Here is a 15,247-nt window from a genome sequence, read left to right as displayed (position 1 = left end):
ACAGCAACAAATATTTGGGAAAATAACTACATGTTAAAAACGCTTGTATTGCTTAACCTAACAAAGATCAACAGCTATAAAACAAACAAAAAAATTAAATGTGACTACTTACTTACCTTTTACTCTACATTATGTATAGCGCTTGCCTTAACGTTTGCTCCATTGGCTGCTGCACAACAGAAACTCACCTTTAGCGCTAAAGACAGTACAGTGAGTTTCGCTGGAGAGCATGTCGGCATGAAATTCTCTGGGGTTTTTAATAAATGGAATGCAGAACTTGTGTTGCCTCCTGCAGATTCACCGACAATCACAGCCACATTTTACGTTGCATCTGCGAAGACAGGTGATAGCACGTATGACAGCACCCTGCCCGAGGGTGACTGGTTTGATGTTAAGAATCATCCAAAAGGACTATTCGAAAGTGAGCAAATAATTTCGAAAGGAAATGATTACGATGTTACTGGAAATTTAACATTGCGCGGTATCAGTCAGCCAGTTTCATTCCTTTTGAAAGACAATGGTGCAACGCTATCTGCAAACTTCAGCATCAACCGACTTGCCTATAAAATTGGGTTCGAGTCTGACCCCGCCGCAGAATGGGTTAGTGAAGAAATTGATATGACTCTCTTGTTAAATAAATAGGTAAAGCTACGAACCCAGCAGATCAACAAAACACTTTGGGCCATCCAAAACATCCTCTCTCATCCTTGCGAAAGCAAGGACTTCGATAATTTACAGCAGATTCAAACAAAATAATTTTTTGATTTGCGGGTGGGTTTAGGAGGTTGCTGCCTGCGCAGGAATGACGGAGGGGATAAAAAAACTAGATTCAGTAGTGAATAATCAAGTATTTAACTATTTTTGCAGACAAATTGGCAAATTTTGTCGCTAATTGAATAATAAATCTGTACAATCCGCGCCCAACAATCCTAGGGGCTTTTTCCCTTCGTATTTATCTATTGAGAGTAAAAAATGCCTTCATCCATTGCAAATCTTCGCAATATCGCGATTATCGCTCACGTCGACCACGGTAAAACCACCCTCGTTGACAAGCTTCTTCAACAATCCGGCACATTAGCGAGCCGCGGCGTAGCCGAAGAGCGCGTAATGGATTCGAACGACATTGAAAAAGAACGCGGCATTACCATTCTTGCTAAAAACACAGCAATTAACTGGAATGAATACCGTATCAACATCGTAGATACTCCAGGACACGCCGATTTCGGTGGTGAAGTAGAACGTGTTATGTCAATGGCAGATTCTGTACTTCTATTAGTAGACGCGCAAGAAGGCCCAATGCCACAAACGCGTTTCGTAACACAAAAAGCTTTCGCGCAAGGCCTTAAGCCAATCGTTGTTATTAACAAAATCGACAAGCCAGGCGCTCGTCCTGATTGGGTTGTTGACCAAGTATTCGATCTTTTTGACAACTTAGGCGCAACTGACGATCAGTTGGATTTCCAAGTTGTTTATGCGTCAGCAATTAATGGCTGGGCGACTATGGACTATAACGAGCCAAGCGAAGACATGACGCCGTTATTCCAAACAATTGTTGATCAAGTTGCTGCACCTGATGCTGATCCAGATGGTCCTTTGCAAATGCAAATTTCTCAGCTTGACTACAACTCGTACGTTGGTGTTATCGGCATCGGTCGTATCACGCGCGGTACGGTGAAGCTGAATCAAGCGGTTACTATTGTTAATGCAGCGGGTGAAAAGCGTAACGGTAAAATTGGTAAAGTATTAGGTTACTTAGGTTTGGATAGACATGATATTGATTCAGCAGCCGCTGGTGATATTGTTGCCATTACAGGCCTAGGTGAATTAAAGATATCAGATACAGTTTGTGACGTTAGCAAAGTCGAAGCGATGAAACCTTTGTCGGTTGATGAGCCTACGGTTATCATGACATTCCAAGTAAACACCTCGCCATTCGCTGGTAAAGAAGGTAAGTACGTAACCTCACGTAATATCCTTGAGCGTTTGCAAAACGAATTAATTCACAACGTTGCTTTGCGCGTTGAAGAAATGAGTGACCCTGATAAATTCCGCGTCTCAGGTCGTGGTGAACTTCACTTAGGTATCTTGATTGAAAACATGCGCCGTGAAGGTTATGAGCTAGCAGTTTCTCGTCCAGAAGTTATCTTAAAAGAAGAAAACGGCAAGCTAATGGAACCGTTTGAAACCTTAACGATTGACGTTGAGGAGCAACATCAGGGTTCTATGATTGAGCAGCTTGGTATGCGTAAAGGTGAAATGACTAACATGACACCAGATGGTAAAGGCCGCACACGCGTTGACTTTATCATTCCAAGCCGTGGCTTGATTGGTTTCCAAACTGACTTTATGACGCTGACTTCAGGTTCCGGTTTGATTTATCACACATTCGACCATTATGGTCCGCACAAAGGTGGCAACATCGGAGAGCGTAAAAATGGTGTATTGATTGCAAACGCGACGGGTAAAGCACTGACTAACGCCATATTTAACTTACAAGAACGTGGCCGTATGTTTATCGGTCACGGTGTTGAAGTTTACGAAGGTATGATTATCGGTATTCACAGCCGTGAAAACGACTTAACGGTAAACGCACTTAAAGGGAAGCAGCTTACTAACGTTCGTGCATCAGGTACTGATGAAGCACAAACATTAGTTCCACCGATTGTTTACACACTTGAACAAGCACTAGAATTTATTGATGACGATGAATTGGTAGAAGTAACGCCAGTGAGCATCCGTATACGTAAGAAACTATTAACAGAAAACGAGCGTAAACGCGCTGGTCGTCCTAAGAAAGATAATAGTTAGTTGTAGCTCGATGTTATGAAAAAAACCAGCATTAGCGATAATGCTGGTTTTTTTATGTCTTATTTTCATCTAAGAAAAGTTCTTACGATACTAAAAAGCATACTCCGCATGCAATCCGATGTTTCGACCGATTTCAGACACTTTTTGTCCCACTGCTATTTCGCTGCCAGCCACTCTATTTACTCCTCCTAAATGCTGAGCATACTCTTTGTCCAATAGATTTTCGGCAATTAGGCTTAGCGTCAGTGCTGGCGTCATCTGATAGTGCATGTTCAAGTTCCAAACTGCGTAACCAGGCGTTGTCGTTTCATTTTGTAAAGAAGACACTTCGTCTTGCGCATCCGCTATAATAACCGACAGCGAAACGTCGAGTGAGTCCTTGTTCCAGTGTAATCCGATATTGCCACTTAAAGGTGCAATTCGATATAGAGGATAGCGTTGACCATCAATGCTTTCAGTTAATTCACCTTCAACCCATTGTGCACTTAACGTTGCCTGCCAATAAGATCCAATGGTTTTGGAGAGATACAGGTCCGCTCCATACAATTTCGCTTTGCGATTATCCCACTGAAGCGGCTGCTGTGCCCCCATCATAGTAGCGATCATATTCGCCGCTATGTTGTTTGTGGGAACCCCAATAATATAGTTATCAATACGATGATAAAAAATATTTCCCATTACTGTAAGACTGTTGTATCGGAACTGTAAACCCGCATCTATCTGGCCAGCTGTCTCTTTTTCTAGATTGAGATTACCTAAATAATTTCGGCCATCTGCTAAACCCGCAGACACCCCTAATGGAAACCAAGAATAAAGCTCTTGATAGCTGGGCGCTCTTTCTTTTTGCCCAAATGATAATGTTGCCTGCAAGTGGTCGTTGATCCTGGTCTCCGCTTTAATTACCGCATCAACTAAGTCGAAATCCAACGCTTTTTCTGAGTCATTGAAGCCGTTTGCTAGTGCGGCAACATTAGGATTCATCATTGTCATATTAGAACCCACTTCATCAGCATCGTAAGCAACATGAGTGACTCGCCCGCCTAACTGCCAATGCACATTATTGTTCTTATTTATGGATTTAAAGGGGTTTGCCGCGATATCATATTCAATATACACGCTGCCAACTTCACGCTGCACATTAGTAAAATTCTGAATGAAGAAGGCCATATTGTTCGGGTTGGTAATGCGAGAATCATGAAATTGTGAATAGTAGTTAGCGCCAAACTTCCAATTGTTTTGCACAGAGGTTTGAATAAAATTTAGGTCCATCCCAACAGCATCACTGTCCACTGTATTTTTTCTGTGAGCTGCTGGCAGCGGTGTAAATCGTAGGTCAAAATTAGTCATTATATGCTCATTTTGATTGCCGAATATTTTAGCTTTGACTTTCCAATCACTACCTATGATTTTTGCCAATCCGAATTTGTACCATACTGAATCGACGAATGAGATATCCATTGCAAGAGCCGGCGTACCAGATTCGTTGGTGTTGCGACTACCAACTAAAAAGTCGAGTTCATAGTCATCCGTGTATCTAGCCGCAGCAAACTTAAGTCCGCTTCGCTCGTAAAAAGTGGAAGGAACAATATCACCGTTTCCACTGCTGTAATTATCAGCTTCCTGAAACTGGCCTTGAAATGATATGTAGTTCTGGTTGTTTGCCACAGCAACGTTAGCCCCCAACATTTTCGCGTCGTTGTTACTGAACCAACTAGCTAACAAAGTGGAGCGTGCATCAAATGCAGACGATGCACCCAATATTGGCTGCGCGTCTTTTATTTCAATAGCGCCAGCAAGCGTCTCGTATCCAACCGAAACTGGAGCGATCCCTTGATACAAAGTTACAATTTGATTATTACCCAGTGCATGAGACAACGGACTATCCATTGCGTTTGGTCCTGCCCCCGCAATCTCAAGACCATCTATTTTAACCTTGAGTCGATCACCGAATAATCCCCTATACTGCACAATCCCACTGACTAAACCGTTACCGTTAACACTGACACCTGGAATTTGCGATAACTGCGAGCGCAGGTCAGGTGAGCTAGTGTTGGCTAATTTGATTTCCGATTCCATTAAACCGGTATTGATTTGACCAACAACTTCAATTCTTTCAATTGCTTTTGTGCTAGTAGCATCAAGCATTGATATGCTCTCTTGCTCATTTTTTAATGTAGAAGTGGGTTCCTGACCGATATCTTGATGTGGTAGCAAAGCCTCAGAAAGTGCATAACTAGGGACTGAGAAAGCCAGCAACACCGCTGCTACTGGAGAAAATTTAATAAAATTACGCTTTGTTACATTAGCGCTTTGTTTTATACCATTTTTTATTTTGTTGCCCGCATTGCCAGAGTGCAGTGGGCTAAAGTCACAACGTGAAGTCATGTAATAATTTCCTATAAACGATAAAAGGTGACCCACTTTATGCAGATCAATTTTAAGTATTAATGTCGCTTATAGAAAAACTGGAGGCCCTCTAGCGAGGAAATTATTCACATAGTCTGCTGCTACAAACAACAGTTTTGAATTGAGAACAGTGGGATTAACGAATTCAGTAGCGTAGGATTTAAGACTTGTGAATTTATCGTCTATCGGTGAGTCATTTAGTTGGCCAAAAACGCAGGAGACTTCATGCAAGTTATCAGGCGTATTGACCGGTGCTTCAACTTCAACAATATCGCCAGACTGGTAAAATATCGCCGCCGATATCCACTTAACGCGAGTGCCTGTGCAAATAGCTAGAGTGTCATCATCTACAAAGTTCTGCATTGCGGACATAGCACTCGCACTATTTAGCATGCCAAGCCCCTGATTAGAAATAAGAGCTAGCAGAAGCAAGGTACTCAAAATGTAGTGATTTGCAGTTTTAAGCGGCATATCTAGTTTTACTGTTTGCCTTTTTTAGTTTTTGTACACGCATCAGTTGTATCAACGATTCATTGATATCAACAATAAGGATTGTATGGGGCATGTTAATAGCAAATAGAATGCAAAAACAAGATAAAACCCTACTTTTGATAGGATTAATGACGCAAATCAATATCATCATAGACGCGTGGCAGTTTTTCAATCGTCTTTTTTACTGATGTAAGAGCATAAGATACCAATTTTAGATTAGTGGTAAACTCAACGGCGAGTCCTTTTCTTTGCAATATCAGGAGGTTCTATTTAATGTGAAAATGCTAATTCTAGATTGTAAAAAACCTGATCTTTAAGTGAACATATAGCGTAGACTTTGGTCTATGAAACAACTAATACAACGAGAAATTTTGTTTATGTTTATTCACCGCAATCAACTCCCTATTACACTAGCGTTTTTACTAGTCGGTTTTGTTTTTTCAAATACCGCGCAGGCTCAGTCTTGGGGGGGAAGAGGAGAAAGCAAAACTCAGGTATTGGTTCAACCACTAGCCTATCAGGCACAGCAGTCTAATCTTGAAGCTGTCGGCACAGCCGAGGCGGTTAAGTCCGTCATTTTATTCTCCGCTGTAAGCGAAAGAGTCACAGCAGTCAATTTTATCCCCGGACAGCAAGTGGAAAAAGGCCAGGTACTGCTAACGCTTTACAACGAGCGCGAAGCCGTTGCTCACGAGCGTGGAAAAATTCAGTTGAAGGACGCTACTAGAGAATACAATCGCTTATTAGAAAGTCGCAAAAAAGGAGCCGCTGCGCAAAGCCAAGTAGACATTGCGAGCACCCAGCTTGGGTTTGCAGAAATTGCCGTAAAAGAAGCTGAGGTAGCACTTTCAGAACGCGTAGTAAAAGCGCCGTTTAGTGGCATTGTTGGCTTCACCGACGTTGAAGTAGGAGACCGGATTACTCCACAGACCAGCATTACCACCATTGATGATAGAAAATCACTATACATCAACTTTTCAGCACCCGAAGTAGCGGTCGCAGTCCTAGGCAATAATCCAGAAGTCACCTTAACACCTTGGCAAAATCGCGAAATAAACATTCCCGCAAGCATTGCACAAATTGATTCTAGGATTAACGAACAAGATCGCACCATAAGAGTGCGAGCTCTGCTCGATAACACTGCCGATATCTATCGGCCAGGTATGAGCTTCAGAGTTAAGCTGTCAGTTAAAGGTCAAGAGTACGTCGCTATTCCTGAAGCTGCTTTGCTATGGGGAGCAACGGGCGCTTATGTTTGGCAAATGGTTGAAGGTAAAGCCGATAGAGTCGACGTGCAGATACAGCAACGCTTGCGTGGGACTATTCTAGTCAATGGCAAGTTTAACGCAGAGGCTGCTTTGGTTGTGGAGGGTGTGCAGCAGTTGAGGCAAGGGCAGAGTCTTGAGGCGATCAACATGCCAGAGGCGTTATCATGAAAAAAGGTGATTCGATCAATACCTCAGTACAAATAAACGATCTACCTTCGCTATCAATACGCCGTCCTGTTTTGGTGATGGTATTGAACCTGCTTATTATTTTGGCAGGCTTTGCGGCAATTAACGACTTAGAGATCAGAGAACTTCCAGATGTTGATCGTCCAATTGTTACAGTGTCAGCGAGTTATCCTGGGGGCTCTCCTGAAACGGTTGATAGTGAAGTTACTAGCCGCTTAGAGGGCGCCGTCGCCAGAGTCAGCGGTGTTGATTCTATTAACGCATCGAGTGAGGAAGGCTCTTCTCGAATTCGCGTTGAGTTTCGCCCAGGCACCAATCTTGAAGATGCAGCGAATGAGGTGCGTGAATCGGTCAGCCGAGTGCAGCGTCGCTTGCCTGCAGAAGTTGAGAATTTGGCAATCATTAAAGCCGACAACGACGCACAAGCAGTTGTCAGCTTGGCCATTAGTAGCGACACACTGGATATGGAAACCCTAACTGAACGTGTTGAGGTTGACCTAGCCCCCTTGTTTTTAAGTATTCCTGGTGTCGCTGACGTTTCGCTTAACGGTGAACGTCAGCGAGTGATGCGTGTTTCTGTTGATCCATTGCGCTTAACCAGCTTCAACCTATCAATGACTGAAGTGTCTGCCGCTCTGCGCCTGGCGCCATTTGACGTGCCCGCTGGCAGCGTTAAGTCACAAGATCAGGAGCTTATTGTAAGAGCCGATGCTACCTCTGTCTCCACGCAGGATATAGAGCAAATCGTTATCTCTGGTGACACCCGAATAGGCGATGTTGCTAGCGTCTATTTTGGCCCCGCCGATGCCAACAGTTTGGTTCGACTCGATGGCAAACCTGTCGTTGGATTAGGCATTATCCGTCAGGCACGCTCAAATACCATTGAAATTTCTGACGAAGTGCTTGCGATGGTAAAAAGCCTCGACAATCGTTTCGCTGATCTCGACATTGTAGTGACATCAGATGATGCAGAGTTCATTCGTAGCTCGGTAGATGAAGTTATTGTGTCTCTCGGGCTCACCATTTTGTTAGTTATTGCCACGCTTTGGCTATTCTTAGGTACATTTAGAGCGACACTAGTGCCCGCCCTGTCAATACCCGTGTCATTGATTGGCGCACTAGTTATCATGTGGGTACTCGGTTTTTCTATCAATATCTTAACCTTGCTTGCGTTAGTGCTTGGAACAGGTCTTATCGTTGATGATGCCATCGTGGTATCCGAAAATATTCAACGCCGTCGTGCTCAGGGTATGGGTTCGAGAGCCGCAGCCGTGTTGGGCACACGAGAGGTCTTCTTTGCTGTTGTCGCCACAACCGCCGTCTTAGCGGCCGTTTTTATTCCTATCGCCTTTTTACCTTCAACGGCAGGCAGATTATTTAGAGAGTTTGGTGGAGTACTAGCAGGGGCAGTCATCATTTCCTCGTTCGTTGCTCTGAGTTTAGTACCAGCACTAACCGCTAAGTTACCCGTTAAAAGTAAGAACAATAGTCTATTCGACCGCACTCTAGGCGCGTTTGGCACCCGAGTTCTCAACGGTTATATGAGCATACTGCACAAAGCCTTGCGCTTTTCATGGCTCACTGTCTTGCTCTCTCTTTTATCAGCTGGCGGCGCAGCGCTACTATATGAACAAATAGAGAACCAGCTTTTACCTTCTGAAGACAGGGGAACAATACGCGTGTTTGCACGCGGACCTGACGGCGCTGGCTTAAACTATATGAACCGACAAGCAGAGAAAATTGAACAAATTTTGCTGCCCTATGTTGCAGATGACGATGTTGAATCAATTTATACCGTCGTTGGACGCTGGGATCCTAATATTGTTTTTATCACTGTTCCGCTTGCACATTGGGACGACAGAACAAAATCACAGCAAGATATTATCAATGAAATGCGGCCTAAACTAGGCGGTATTCCTGGCGCACCTGCTAGGGCATTCGGCAGTAATAGTTTGAATTTACGTGGCCAAGGCGGTGGTTTAGAATTTGCATTGACCGGCGACACCTACACGCGCATTTACGAATCAGCTTTGGCCTTTAGCAAACTAATAGAGGAGCGACTACCTGAACTTGGTAGACCCGACATTGGCTATCAGCCGACTCAGCCCCAACTAAGAGTGAATATCGATAGACGCAGGGCCGAAGACCTAGGCGTTCCGTTTACAGATATATCGACTACATTACGAGCCGCCATCAATGGCGATGATGTGACCGACCTAAATATTGGTGACCAAGCAGTTCCGTTAATATTACAGTCTACCAATAAAACGACGGCTGACCCTTCAGATCTCACGAACCTCTATGTTAAATCGAATAACGGGATGCTGGTGCCGCTCTCTAGTCTCGCGTTTATAAGTGAAGAGGGCGTTGCGGCTGAATTAGAGCGCCACGCGCAGCGCAGAGCCATTGAAATTGAACTTGAACTTCCTGACACGATGACCATGGCCGAAGCCGTTAGTCAATTGCGTGAAATCGCTGATGAAAATCTAGCTGATGGCATTGGCTTAGTATTCTTGGGCGAGGCCCTCACCTTTGAAGAAACCTCAAACCAGATCGCCATGACCTACCTGTTTGCATTCATTATCGTATTGCTAGTTTTAGCTGCTCAGTTTGAAAGCATGAACAGTGCTATCGTTGTTATGATAACGGTGCCTTTTGGTATTGCTGCTGCTATTTATGCTCTTTATCTAACAGGAACCTCAATTAACATTTACTCACAAATTGGCTTAGTCATGTTGATAGGCTTGATTGCCAAAAACTCGATACTGCTTGTTGAATTTGCCGACCAATTACGTGACCAAGGGCTTGCTGTGAACGATGCGGTTGTTCAGGCGGCTTCAGTCAGACTGCGTCCTATTATGATGACATTGATGTCGACGATATTAGGTGGTCTTCCCTTAATATTATCAACGGGCGCTGGCGCCGAGGCTCGAAACTCAATTGGCTGGGTAGTATTTGGTGGCTTAGGTATCGCCGTTGTGTTTACGTTATTTTTGACCCCGGTTTTGTATAAGCTTATCGCTCGGTTCACTAAACCAAGAGCGGATGAGAGTAAGCGTTTAGAGACTGAACTTGAAGCAGCTGAGCAACAAGGCGCTTAGCGTTTTAAAATCCTACTTAAGCCCTAACTATCCACATCAACTGACCAGAGGCAGCCAGCCTCTGGTCAACGTTATGAAATATATCGACAAGTTCTTTTGCAATTAAGATTTGTGCTTTAGACTCTGTAAATATGTAATGCTGACTCAAACACCGCAATGTTCGCTGCATCGATTTTGAGAAAAGCAAAGTCGTTCTGATGTAACGCTACTGATCGAAGTCTCGGCAAAAGAGCTTGAGCATTAAACGCATCAACAATTAGAGGACACGCAATGAATTTTAGCGATAAACCAGACCGCACAGCATCAAAAGCTTACAAATGGGAAAAGTACAAAGGCACGGAAATATTGCCTATGTGGATTGCTGACACTGAATTTCGTTGCGCAGAGCCTATTTTACAAGCGTTGCATGACCGTGTTGAAGATGGTTTATTTGGCTACACTTTGCCGGCGCATGATACCGAAGCAATTGAAGCCGTTGTGGGCTGGTGTGAAAAGCAATATGACTGGAAAATCGATCCAAGCTGGATCGTTTGGACACCCGGCGTTGTTCCTGCATTCAATGTTGCGATACAAGCTTATTGTCAGGAAGGCGATACTATCATAGTACAAACGCCTAACTACCCTCCGCTGCTAGCAGCCCCTGGCATCAATGGACTAAATAGAACCTGTGTTCCGACTGTTGAAGTGGACGGCAGATGGACGCTTGATTTTGTGGCTTTAGAAACCGCTGCTGCCGATCCTAAAGCGACCCTATTCATTATGTGTAATCCTATGAATCCGGCGGGTTCTGTTTTAACTCAGGGTGAGTTAGATCAAATCGCTAGTATTTGTCGAAAACACGATGTTTTAATTTGTTCTGATGAAATTCACTGTGATTTAATTTTAGATGAAAGCAAACATCTTCCTGCTAGTGCACATCAAGATCTAAGCCAGCACTCAGCGACTCTTATGGCGGCGAGTAAAACATTCAATGTTGCAGGGCTAGGCACATCATTTGCTATCATTCCGAATACCAAATTGCGTGCAGCTTTTAATAAAGCCACCCGAGGAATTGTGCCATGGGTAACTGTTACTGGTTTAACCGCAACTAATGCTGCTTTTAGACATTGCGATGACTGGCACAAAGATGAGCTAAGCTATTTGAAAGCTAATCGCGATTTCCTTGTTACCGAGATAAACAAAATACCCGGCTTGAAAGCCATCGCACCTGCGGCAACCTTTCTACTCTGGGTTGATGCGAGTGGCCTTGAGGTTGCCGATACACAAAAATGGTGTGAAGAAAAAGGCATAGGCCCTTCTCCTGGCAGAGACTTTGGTGCAAAAAACTTTTTTAGACTTAACTTTGGTTGTTCGCGAGACTATTTAGTTGAAGCCATTGCAAAGCTGTCCTCTTAACGAGGCCGTGACACGTTAATATTTCGTTCTAAGATTGAGCTTTAGGGCCTTAATTTATGGGCCCTAGTTTCAATACCTCAAGCTCTAGGGACCCTCACGCTGTCTGCAAGTATTTCATAAACAACCCCCTCTTTGACTACATCAGACCCACCCTGCATGTCTTTATTAAAATGTTCCACCTGCTCAGTAGTCATTTCTTTTTTAATAAGCTCGCCAGCCAGAGTGACGGTTTTACCTGCACTGTCTGTCGGCACAAAAAAACCATAGTCGCGAAAAGCAACCCGCATAACATCATCACCTTGTTGCGCAATAAAGAAACAGCCTTTTTTCTGACAAACCTTAGCAACTTTAGTGTCAAGCTGAAACGGCTTCCCGACATAATCAGTAGACTGTGCTACTAAATCCTTTAACGTCACTTTTTGAAGTGTTTCATCAAGCTCAGCTCCGAAGGTTTCCGACTTAGCGTCTTGTGCAACAGGCTCAGATAATCTCAAAACAACACTATTTTCGTTGGTTTCAATTTCCTCTGCGGAGGCAACAAATACACTCGTACTAGCAATAACTATTGCAGCAATTAACAATACTTTACATTTCATATTGATTAACCTCTTCTTCGTTTAATTGGTGAATTTAATAAACGTGACAACATGTTAACTACGTAGCTTCCATCACCTCAATGGTAACACCTGCATGCTTGGCCAAACGGTCAATAAGCGCTTCATTTAACGCTGAAGCAGGAGTCCAAAAACCGCCCTGTAGATTGGGAACATCTTTCGATAGGCAAAGCACAGACTGCGCAAGCATTTTTGCTGTGCAGCCATAGCCAGGATCTCGATCTCCCTCAACCTTAACCACTATTCGCGCACCCGTCGCAGTATCCGCATAAAAACGCATATCAAACATACCGTTCAGCTGTTGCTCTGGCGTAGGACCTTCACCTGGTTTCATTAGAACGTATTTGGCTAACAATTTTCTTAACGGCGACAGGCTTGCTGCCAGCATAAAAGCACCTAAGCCAAGCGTAAAAGTCCATGCTTGGAAACCGTTTTTAGCCGTCATCGCTTCATCATATAAAAAGTTTTCACCATATTGATTGCCGAGTAATGCGTTTGAGCGATGCACAATACGCTCGTTGATAGACGCCATCACAAAGGGCATTGTCCAAACCCCGAGCGAACTGTCGTGCTCAGCGCCTTTATGATTTTTTTGACGTTGCTTAAAGGGATGTCCTTGGGGACAGAGGACGTAGGGGTTTACTAAAACTTTGCGTAAACTAGGGTTTTCTTTAACTTCTTTAAACACATTCAACATGCTCGCAATAGTACCGCCAGAAGCCCCTCCCTTCAGCCGCCTAACGCGCATTTTAATCTGCTTTGCAGGTGCTGCTGTTCGTTCTATAACAACTTGCTGTAGTTTATAAACACCAAGATCTGAAGGAATAGAATCAAAACCAGCACAATGCACAATGCGCGCCCCAGAGCTTTTTGCATCCGATTCGTACTTATCCAGCATTTGTTTTATCCACTGCGGCTCGCCGGTCAAATCACAATAGTCGGTGCCAGACTGCGCGCACACTTTCACTAGCGTTTCGCCAAACATTGCGTAAGGACCGACCGTACTTACAACGGCCTTCGTATTTAAACATAGATTTTTTAGTGCAGTCTCATCGTCGGCATCAGCAATAAAGTGTGGGACGTCATTAATATTAAAACGTTTCTTTAAAGCCTGCAGTTTGCTTTCACTTCTACCTGCCATTGCCCAGCTATACTCTTCGCCCTTATAGCTAGTAAGATACTCCACCATTATTTGACCAACGAATGAAGTTGCTCCATAAAGAATGAAATCAAATTGTTTATTGCTGTTCTTCATACGAACTTTTTACCTATTTTTTACGTGCATTTTAATCGTAGCTTGAGTCATTATTGAGTCTTTCTTGCATTTGTTGCAAGGTAAGCTTCAGCATCGGCACTCTTTCATAGTCACAGTGCCCGACGTTTCTTTCCCATCTGAATTTAGCATCAGACTTTGGTGCATCTTGCTTTTCGAGCATGTCTTGATAAAGGTTCATCGCATTATTCAAATAGAAGTTGTCCATATCTCCCATCCAAATATGTAGTTTCCCCGCTAATTTTGGTCCAAGTGAAGACCAATTTTTTTCGGTAAATGCGCGTAAATCATACGCTTCCCAAGCTTTCGCTACCTTCTTGTCAATTTCGCCCGTTGTGGGATCCCATATTGCCGAAGGTTCGCCATTTTCCTGCTTCGGACCAAATACAGCGTTCCAACCACCCCATTGACCACCGCTAAATGCGAACGAATTTTTTCTCCCAATAGCATTTTCCATCATGATTTCACGTTGAATGCTGAAAATTATTTCCCCATCTTTACTCCGATAGGAAGGTCGTTCATTCCCATGCTCGTTGATAAACGCATTTTTGTCATTGTAGATGTCCACCAACTGAAAGTAACGAAAATCTACGCCATCTGCGCTGTAGGACCAAGCACCATTAAACTCGTCTGGGTAAAACAACTGCATAGCCAAACTTACCCAACCACCTGTTGAACAACCGGTTGTGAAGCGAGAACTTCCGTTATCAATTAAGCGATATTTCTCAGTTAAATAAGGCATTAACTCTCGCATATTTGCCTCACCATAGGGTCCATTATTTGCAGAGTCTATTTGATAACTATCGCCTAGTGGCGCCTCGCCATCTAAAAATACCATGACCATCTGCGGAGCATCATCGCTAAACCAGAAGTCTTTAAAAGCCTTATTTTCATATAGATTCTTAGCGCGAGTATAGCGAGCGTGGTAGCCACCAATATCATAAACTACCGGAAACGTAGCGTTTGGATTATCGAAATAGGTTTTTGGCAGAATAACCCCGACTTTCAAAAACATATCGTTTTGCCAGAATTTAGACAAAAGTTCACTCGGCATTTTGTCGAACTTCAGAAATCGCTCTTCTTCTGGTAACGCTTCTTCACCAATCTGTTGATTTAAATTAAGGGTAAGTGCTTGCTTACTTTTATCATCAACATTTATTTCTGCAACGTTTGAGTAGAAATTTAAGGGTGAATTGATTCTAGAGTCCAAAAAATCAGTATCGTAAACCGCTTGCACAAACCATTTCTTATGAGGTATTGCATCTAATGTCTTGTAAGGAAAGCCAGCAAGCCCTTCAGAGAAGCTTAGGGTTTCATTGGCCGTAAAGCCCTTGATGTCTTTAGCAAAAAGAGGCTCAACATTGCTAGTAGGCCAGGCACTATAAAATCTGGGCTCCTCTTTATCAGAAGGAGAAAAGACGAGATAAAGTCGGCCATGAGACGAAATCGGCTGCGCACTTGTCACGTCAACACTGATGCCTTGTTTGAGATTACCAGAGCTGTCCGCAGTCTGAACAGTGGAGCCATGAGTAACAGCACTTACGAGGCATAAAGCCAAAAATGGAATGAAACCCACCGATATAATTTTATTCATTTTAATCCTTGTTGCTACTTGGCGTCACCAACGATTAACTGCATTGGCGAACGAATGACCATGGTTAGCAAATAATATATGTTTATTTACCAATATTGGAAATAAAAACC

At 43.5% G+C, this 15,247-nt stretch carries 10 protein-coding genes; 5 read left to right on the top strand and 5 right to left on the bottom strand.

All coding sequences use genetic code 11. From position 1 onward, the window contains the following. Window positions 1–30 precede the first annotated feature (30 nt). Together GNIT_RS02755 and typA are read left to right on the top strand one after the other, a co-directional pair. Window positions 31–642 (top strand): YceI family protein, encoded by a 612-nt coding sequence (locus GNIT_RS02755; RefSeq protein ID WP_014107611.1) that lies wholly within the window; start codon window positions 31–33, stop codon window positions 640–642. Between the two features lie 330 nt (window positions 643–972). Then, a complete protein-coding gene (typA, locus tag GNIT_RS02750) occupies window positions 973–2,808 on the top strand; it encodes a translational GTPase TypA (protein ID WP_014107610.1) in 1,836 nt (611 codons plus the stop codon). A gap of 90 nt (window positions 2,809–2,898) precedes the next feature. Here typA and GNIT_RS02745 read toward each other — a convergent pair whose 3' ends face one another. Then, complete coding sequence (locus tag GNIT_RS02745; RefSeq protein ID WP_014107609.1) at window positions 2,899–5,193, bottom strand: TonB-dependent receptor; 2,295 nt, start codon at window positions 5,191–5,193, stop codon at window positions 2,899–2,901. Window positions 5,194–5,262: 69 nt separating this feature from the next. Next, entirely contained in the window at window positions 5,263–5,685 is a 423-nt protein-coding gene (locus GNIT_RS02740) for a hypothetical protein (protein ID WP_014107608.1), read from the bottom strand. Window positions 5,686–6,050: 365 nt separating this feature from the next. Between GNIT_RS02740 and GNIT_RS02735 the strand changes: the two genes are divergently transcribed. From GNIT_RS02735 to GNIT_RS02725, 3 genes are all read left to right on the top strand, one after another. Next, complete coding sequence (locus GNIT_RS02735) at window positions 6,051–7,142, top strand: efflux RND transporter periplasmic adaptor subunit (RefSeq protein WP_238526929.1); 1,092 nt, start codon at window positions 6,051–6,053, stop codon at window positions 7,140–7,142. Further along, the gene (locus GNIT_RS02730; protein WP_014107605.1) at window positions 7,139–10,261 is read left to right on the top strand and encodes an efflux RND transporter permease subunit; all 3,123 of its coding nucleotides are present in this window, start codon (window positions 7,139–7,141) and stop codon (window positions 10,259–10,261) included. Before GNIT_RS02735 ends, GNIT_RS02730 begins: the two co-directional genes overlap by 4 nt. Before the next feature lie 270 nt (window positions 10,262–10,531). Beyond that, window positions 10,532–11,656, top strand: a complete 1,125-nt coding sequence (locus tag GNIT_RS02725; protein WP_014107604.1) for a MalY/PatB family protein — start codon at window positions 10,532–10,534, stop codon at window positions 11,654–11,656. A gap of 77 nt (window positions 11,657–11,733) precedes the next feature. Here GNIT_RS02725 and GNIT_RS02720 read toward each other — a convergent pair whose 3' ends face one another. From GNIT_RS02720 to GNIT_RS02710, 3 genes are read right to left on the bottom strand one after another with little or no spacing between them, the layout of a single operon-like run. Next, window positions 11,734–12,252: a DUF4920 domain-containing protein gene (locus GNIT_RS02720; protein ID WP_014107603.1), complete on the bottom strand. Its 519-nt coding sequence runs from the start codon at window positions 12,250–12,252 to the stop codon at window positions 11,734–11,736. Window positions 12,253–12,310: 58 nt separating this feature from the next. Next, a complete protein-coding gene (locus tag GNIT_RS02715; protein ID WP_014107602.1) occupies window positions 12,311–13,525 on the bottom strand; it encodes a saccharopine dehydrogenase family protein in 1,215 nt (404 codons plus the stop codon). Between the two features lie 31 nt (window positions 13,526–13,556). Then, the gene (locus GNIT_RS02710; RefSeq protein WP_014107601.1) at window positions 13,557–15,137 is read right to left on the bottom strand and encodes an alpha/beta hydrolase-fold protein; all 1,581 of its coding nucleotides are present in this window, start codon (window positions 15,135–15,137) and stop codon (window positions 13,557–13,559) included. Window positions 15,138–15,247: the final 110 nt, after the last annotated feature.

This window comes from Glaciecola nitratireducens FR1064, from assembly GCF_000226565.1.
Lineage (GTDB): Bacteria > Pseudomonadota > Gammaproteobacteria > Enterobacterales > Alteromonadaceae > Glaciecola > Glaciecola nitratireducens.
Note: the sequence above shows the minus strand (reverse complement) of the source record. Positions and strands in the feature narration are given on the sequence as shown.

What these genes read in the sequence shown, in the direction of transcription:
- GNIT_RS02755 (WP_014107611.1), top strand. Translation starts at nt 31, where the DNA reads ATGTTAAAAACGCTTGTATTGCTTAACCTAACAAAGATCAACAGCTAT.
- typA (WP_014107610.1), top strand. Translation starts at nt 973, where the DNA reads ATGCCTTCATCCATTGCAAATCTTCGCAATATCGCGATTATCGCTCAC.
- GNIT_RS02745 (WP_014107609.1), bottom strand. Translation starts at nt 5,193, where the DNA reads ATGACTTCACGTTGTGACTTTAGCCCACTGCACTCTGGCAATGCGGGC.
- GNIT_RS02740 (WP_014107608.1), bottom strand. Translation starts at nt 5,685, where the DNA reads ATGCCGCTTAAAACTGCAAATCACTACATTTTGAGTACCTTGCTTCTG.
- GNIT_RS02735 (WP_238526929.1), top strand. Translation starts at nt 6,051, where the DNA reads ATGAAACAACTAATACAACGAGAAATTTTGTTTATGTTTATTCACCGC.
- GNIT_RS02730 (WP_014107605.1), top strand. Translation starts at nt 7,139, where the DNA reads ATGAAAAAAGGTGATTCGATCAATACCTCAGTACAAATAAACGATCTA.
- GNIT_RS02725 (WP_014107604.1), top strand. Translation starts at nt 10,532, where the DNA reads ATGAATTTTAGCGATAAACCAGACCGCACAGCATCAAAAGCTTACAAA.
- GNIT_RS02720 (WP_014107603.1), bottom strand. Translation starts at nt 12,252, where the DNA reads ATGAAATGTAAAGTATTGTTAATTGCTGCAATAGTTATTGCTAGTACG.
- GNIT_RS02715 (WP_014107602.1), bottom strand. Translation starts at nt 13,525, where the DNA reads ATGAAGAACAGCAATAAACAATTTGATTTCATTCTTTATGGAGCAACT.
- GNIT_RS02710 (WP_014107601.1), bottom strand. Translation starts at nt 15,137, where the DNA reads ATGAATAAAATTATATCGGTGGGTTTCATTCCATTTTTGGCTTTATGC.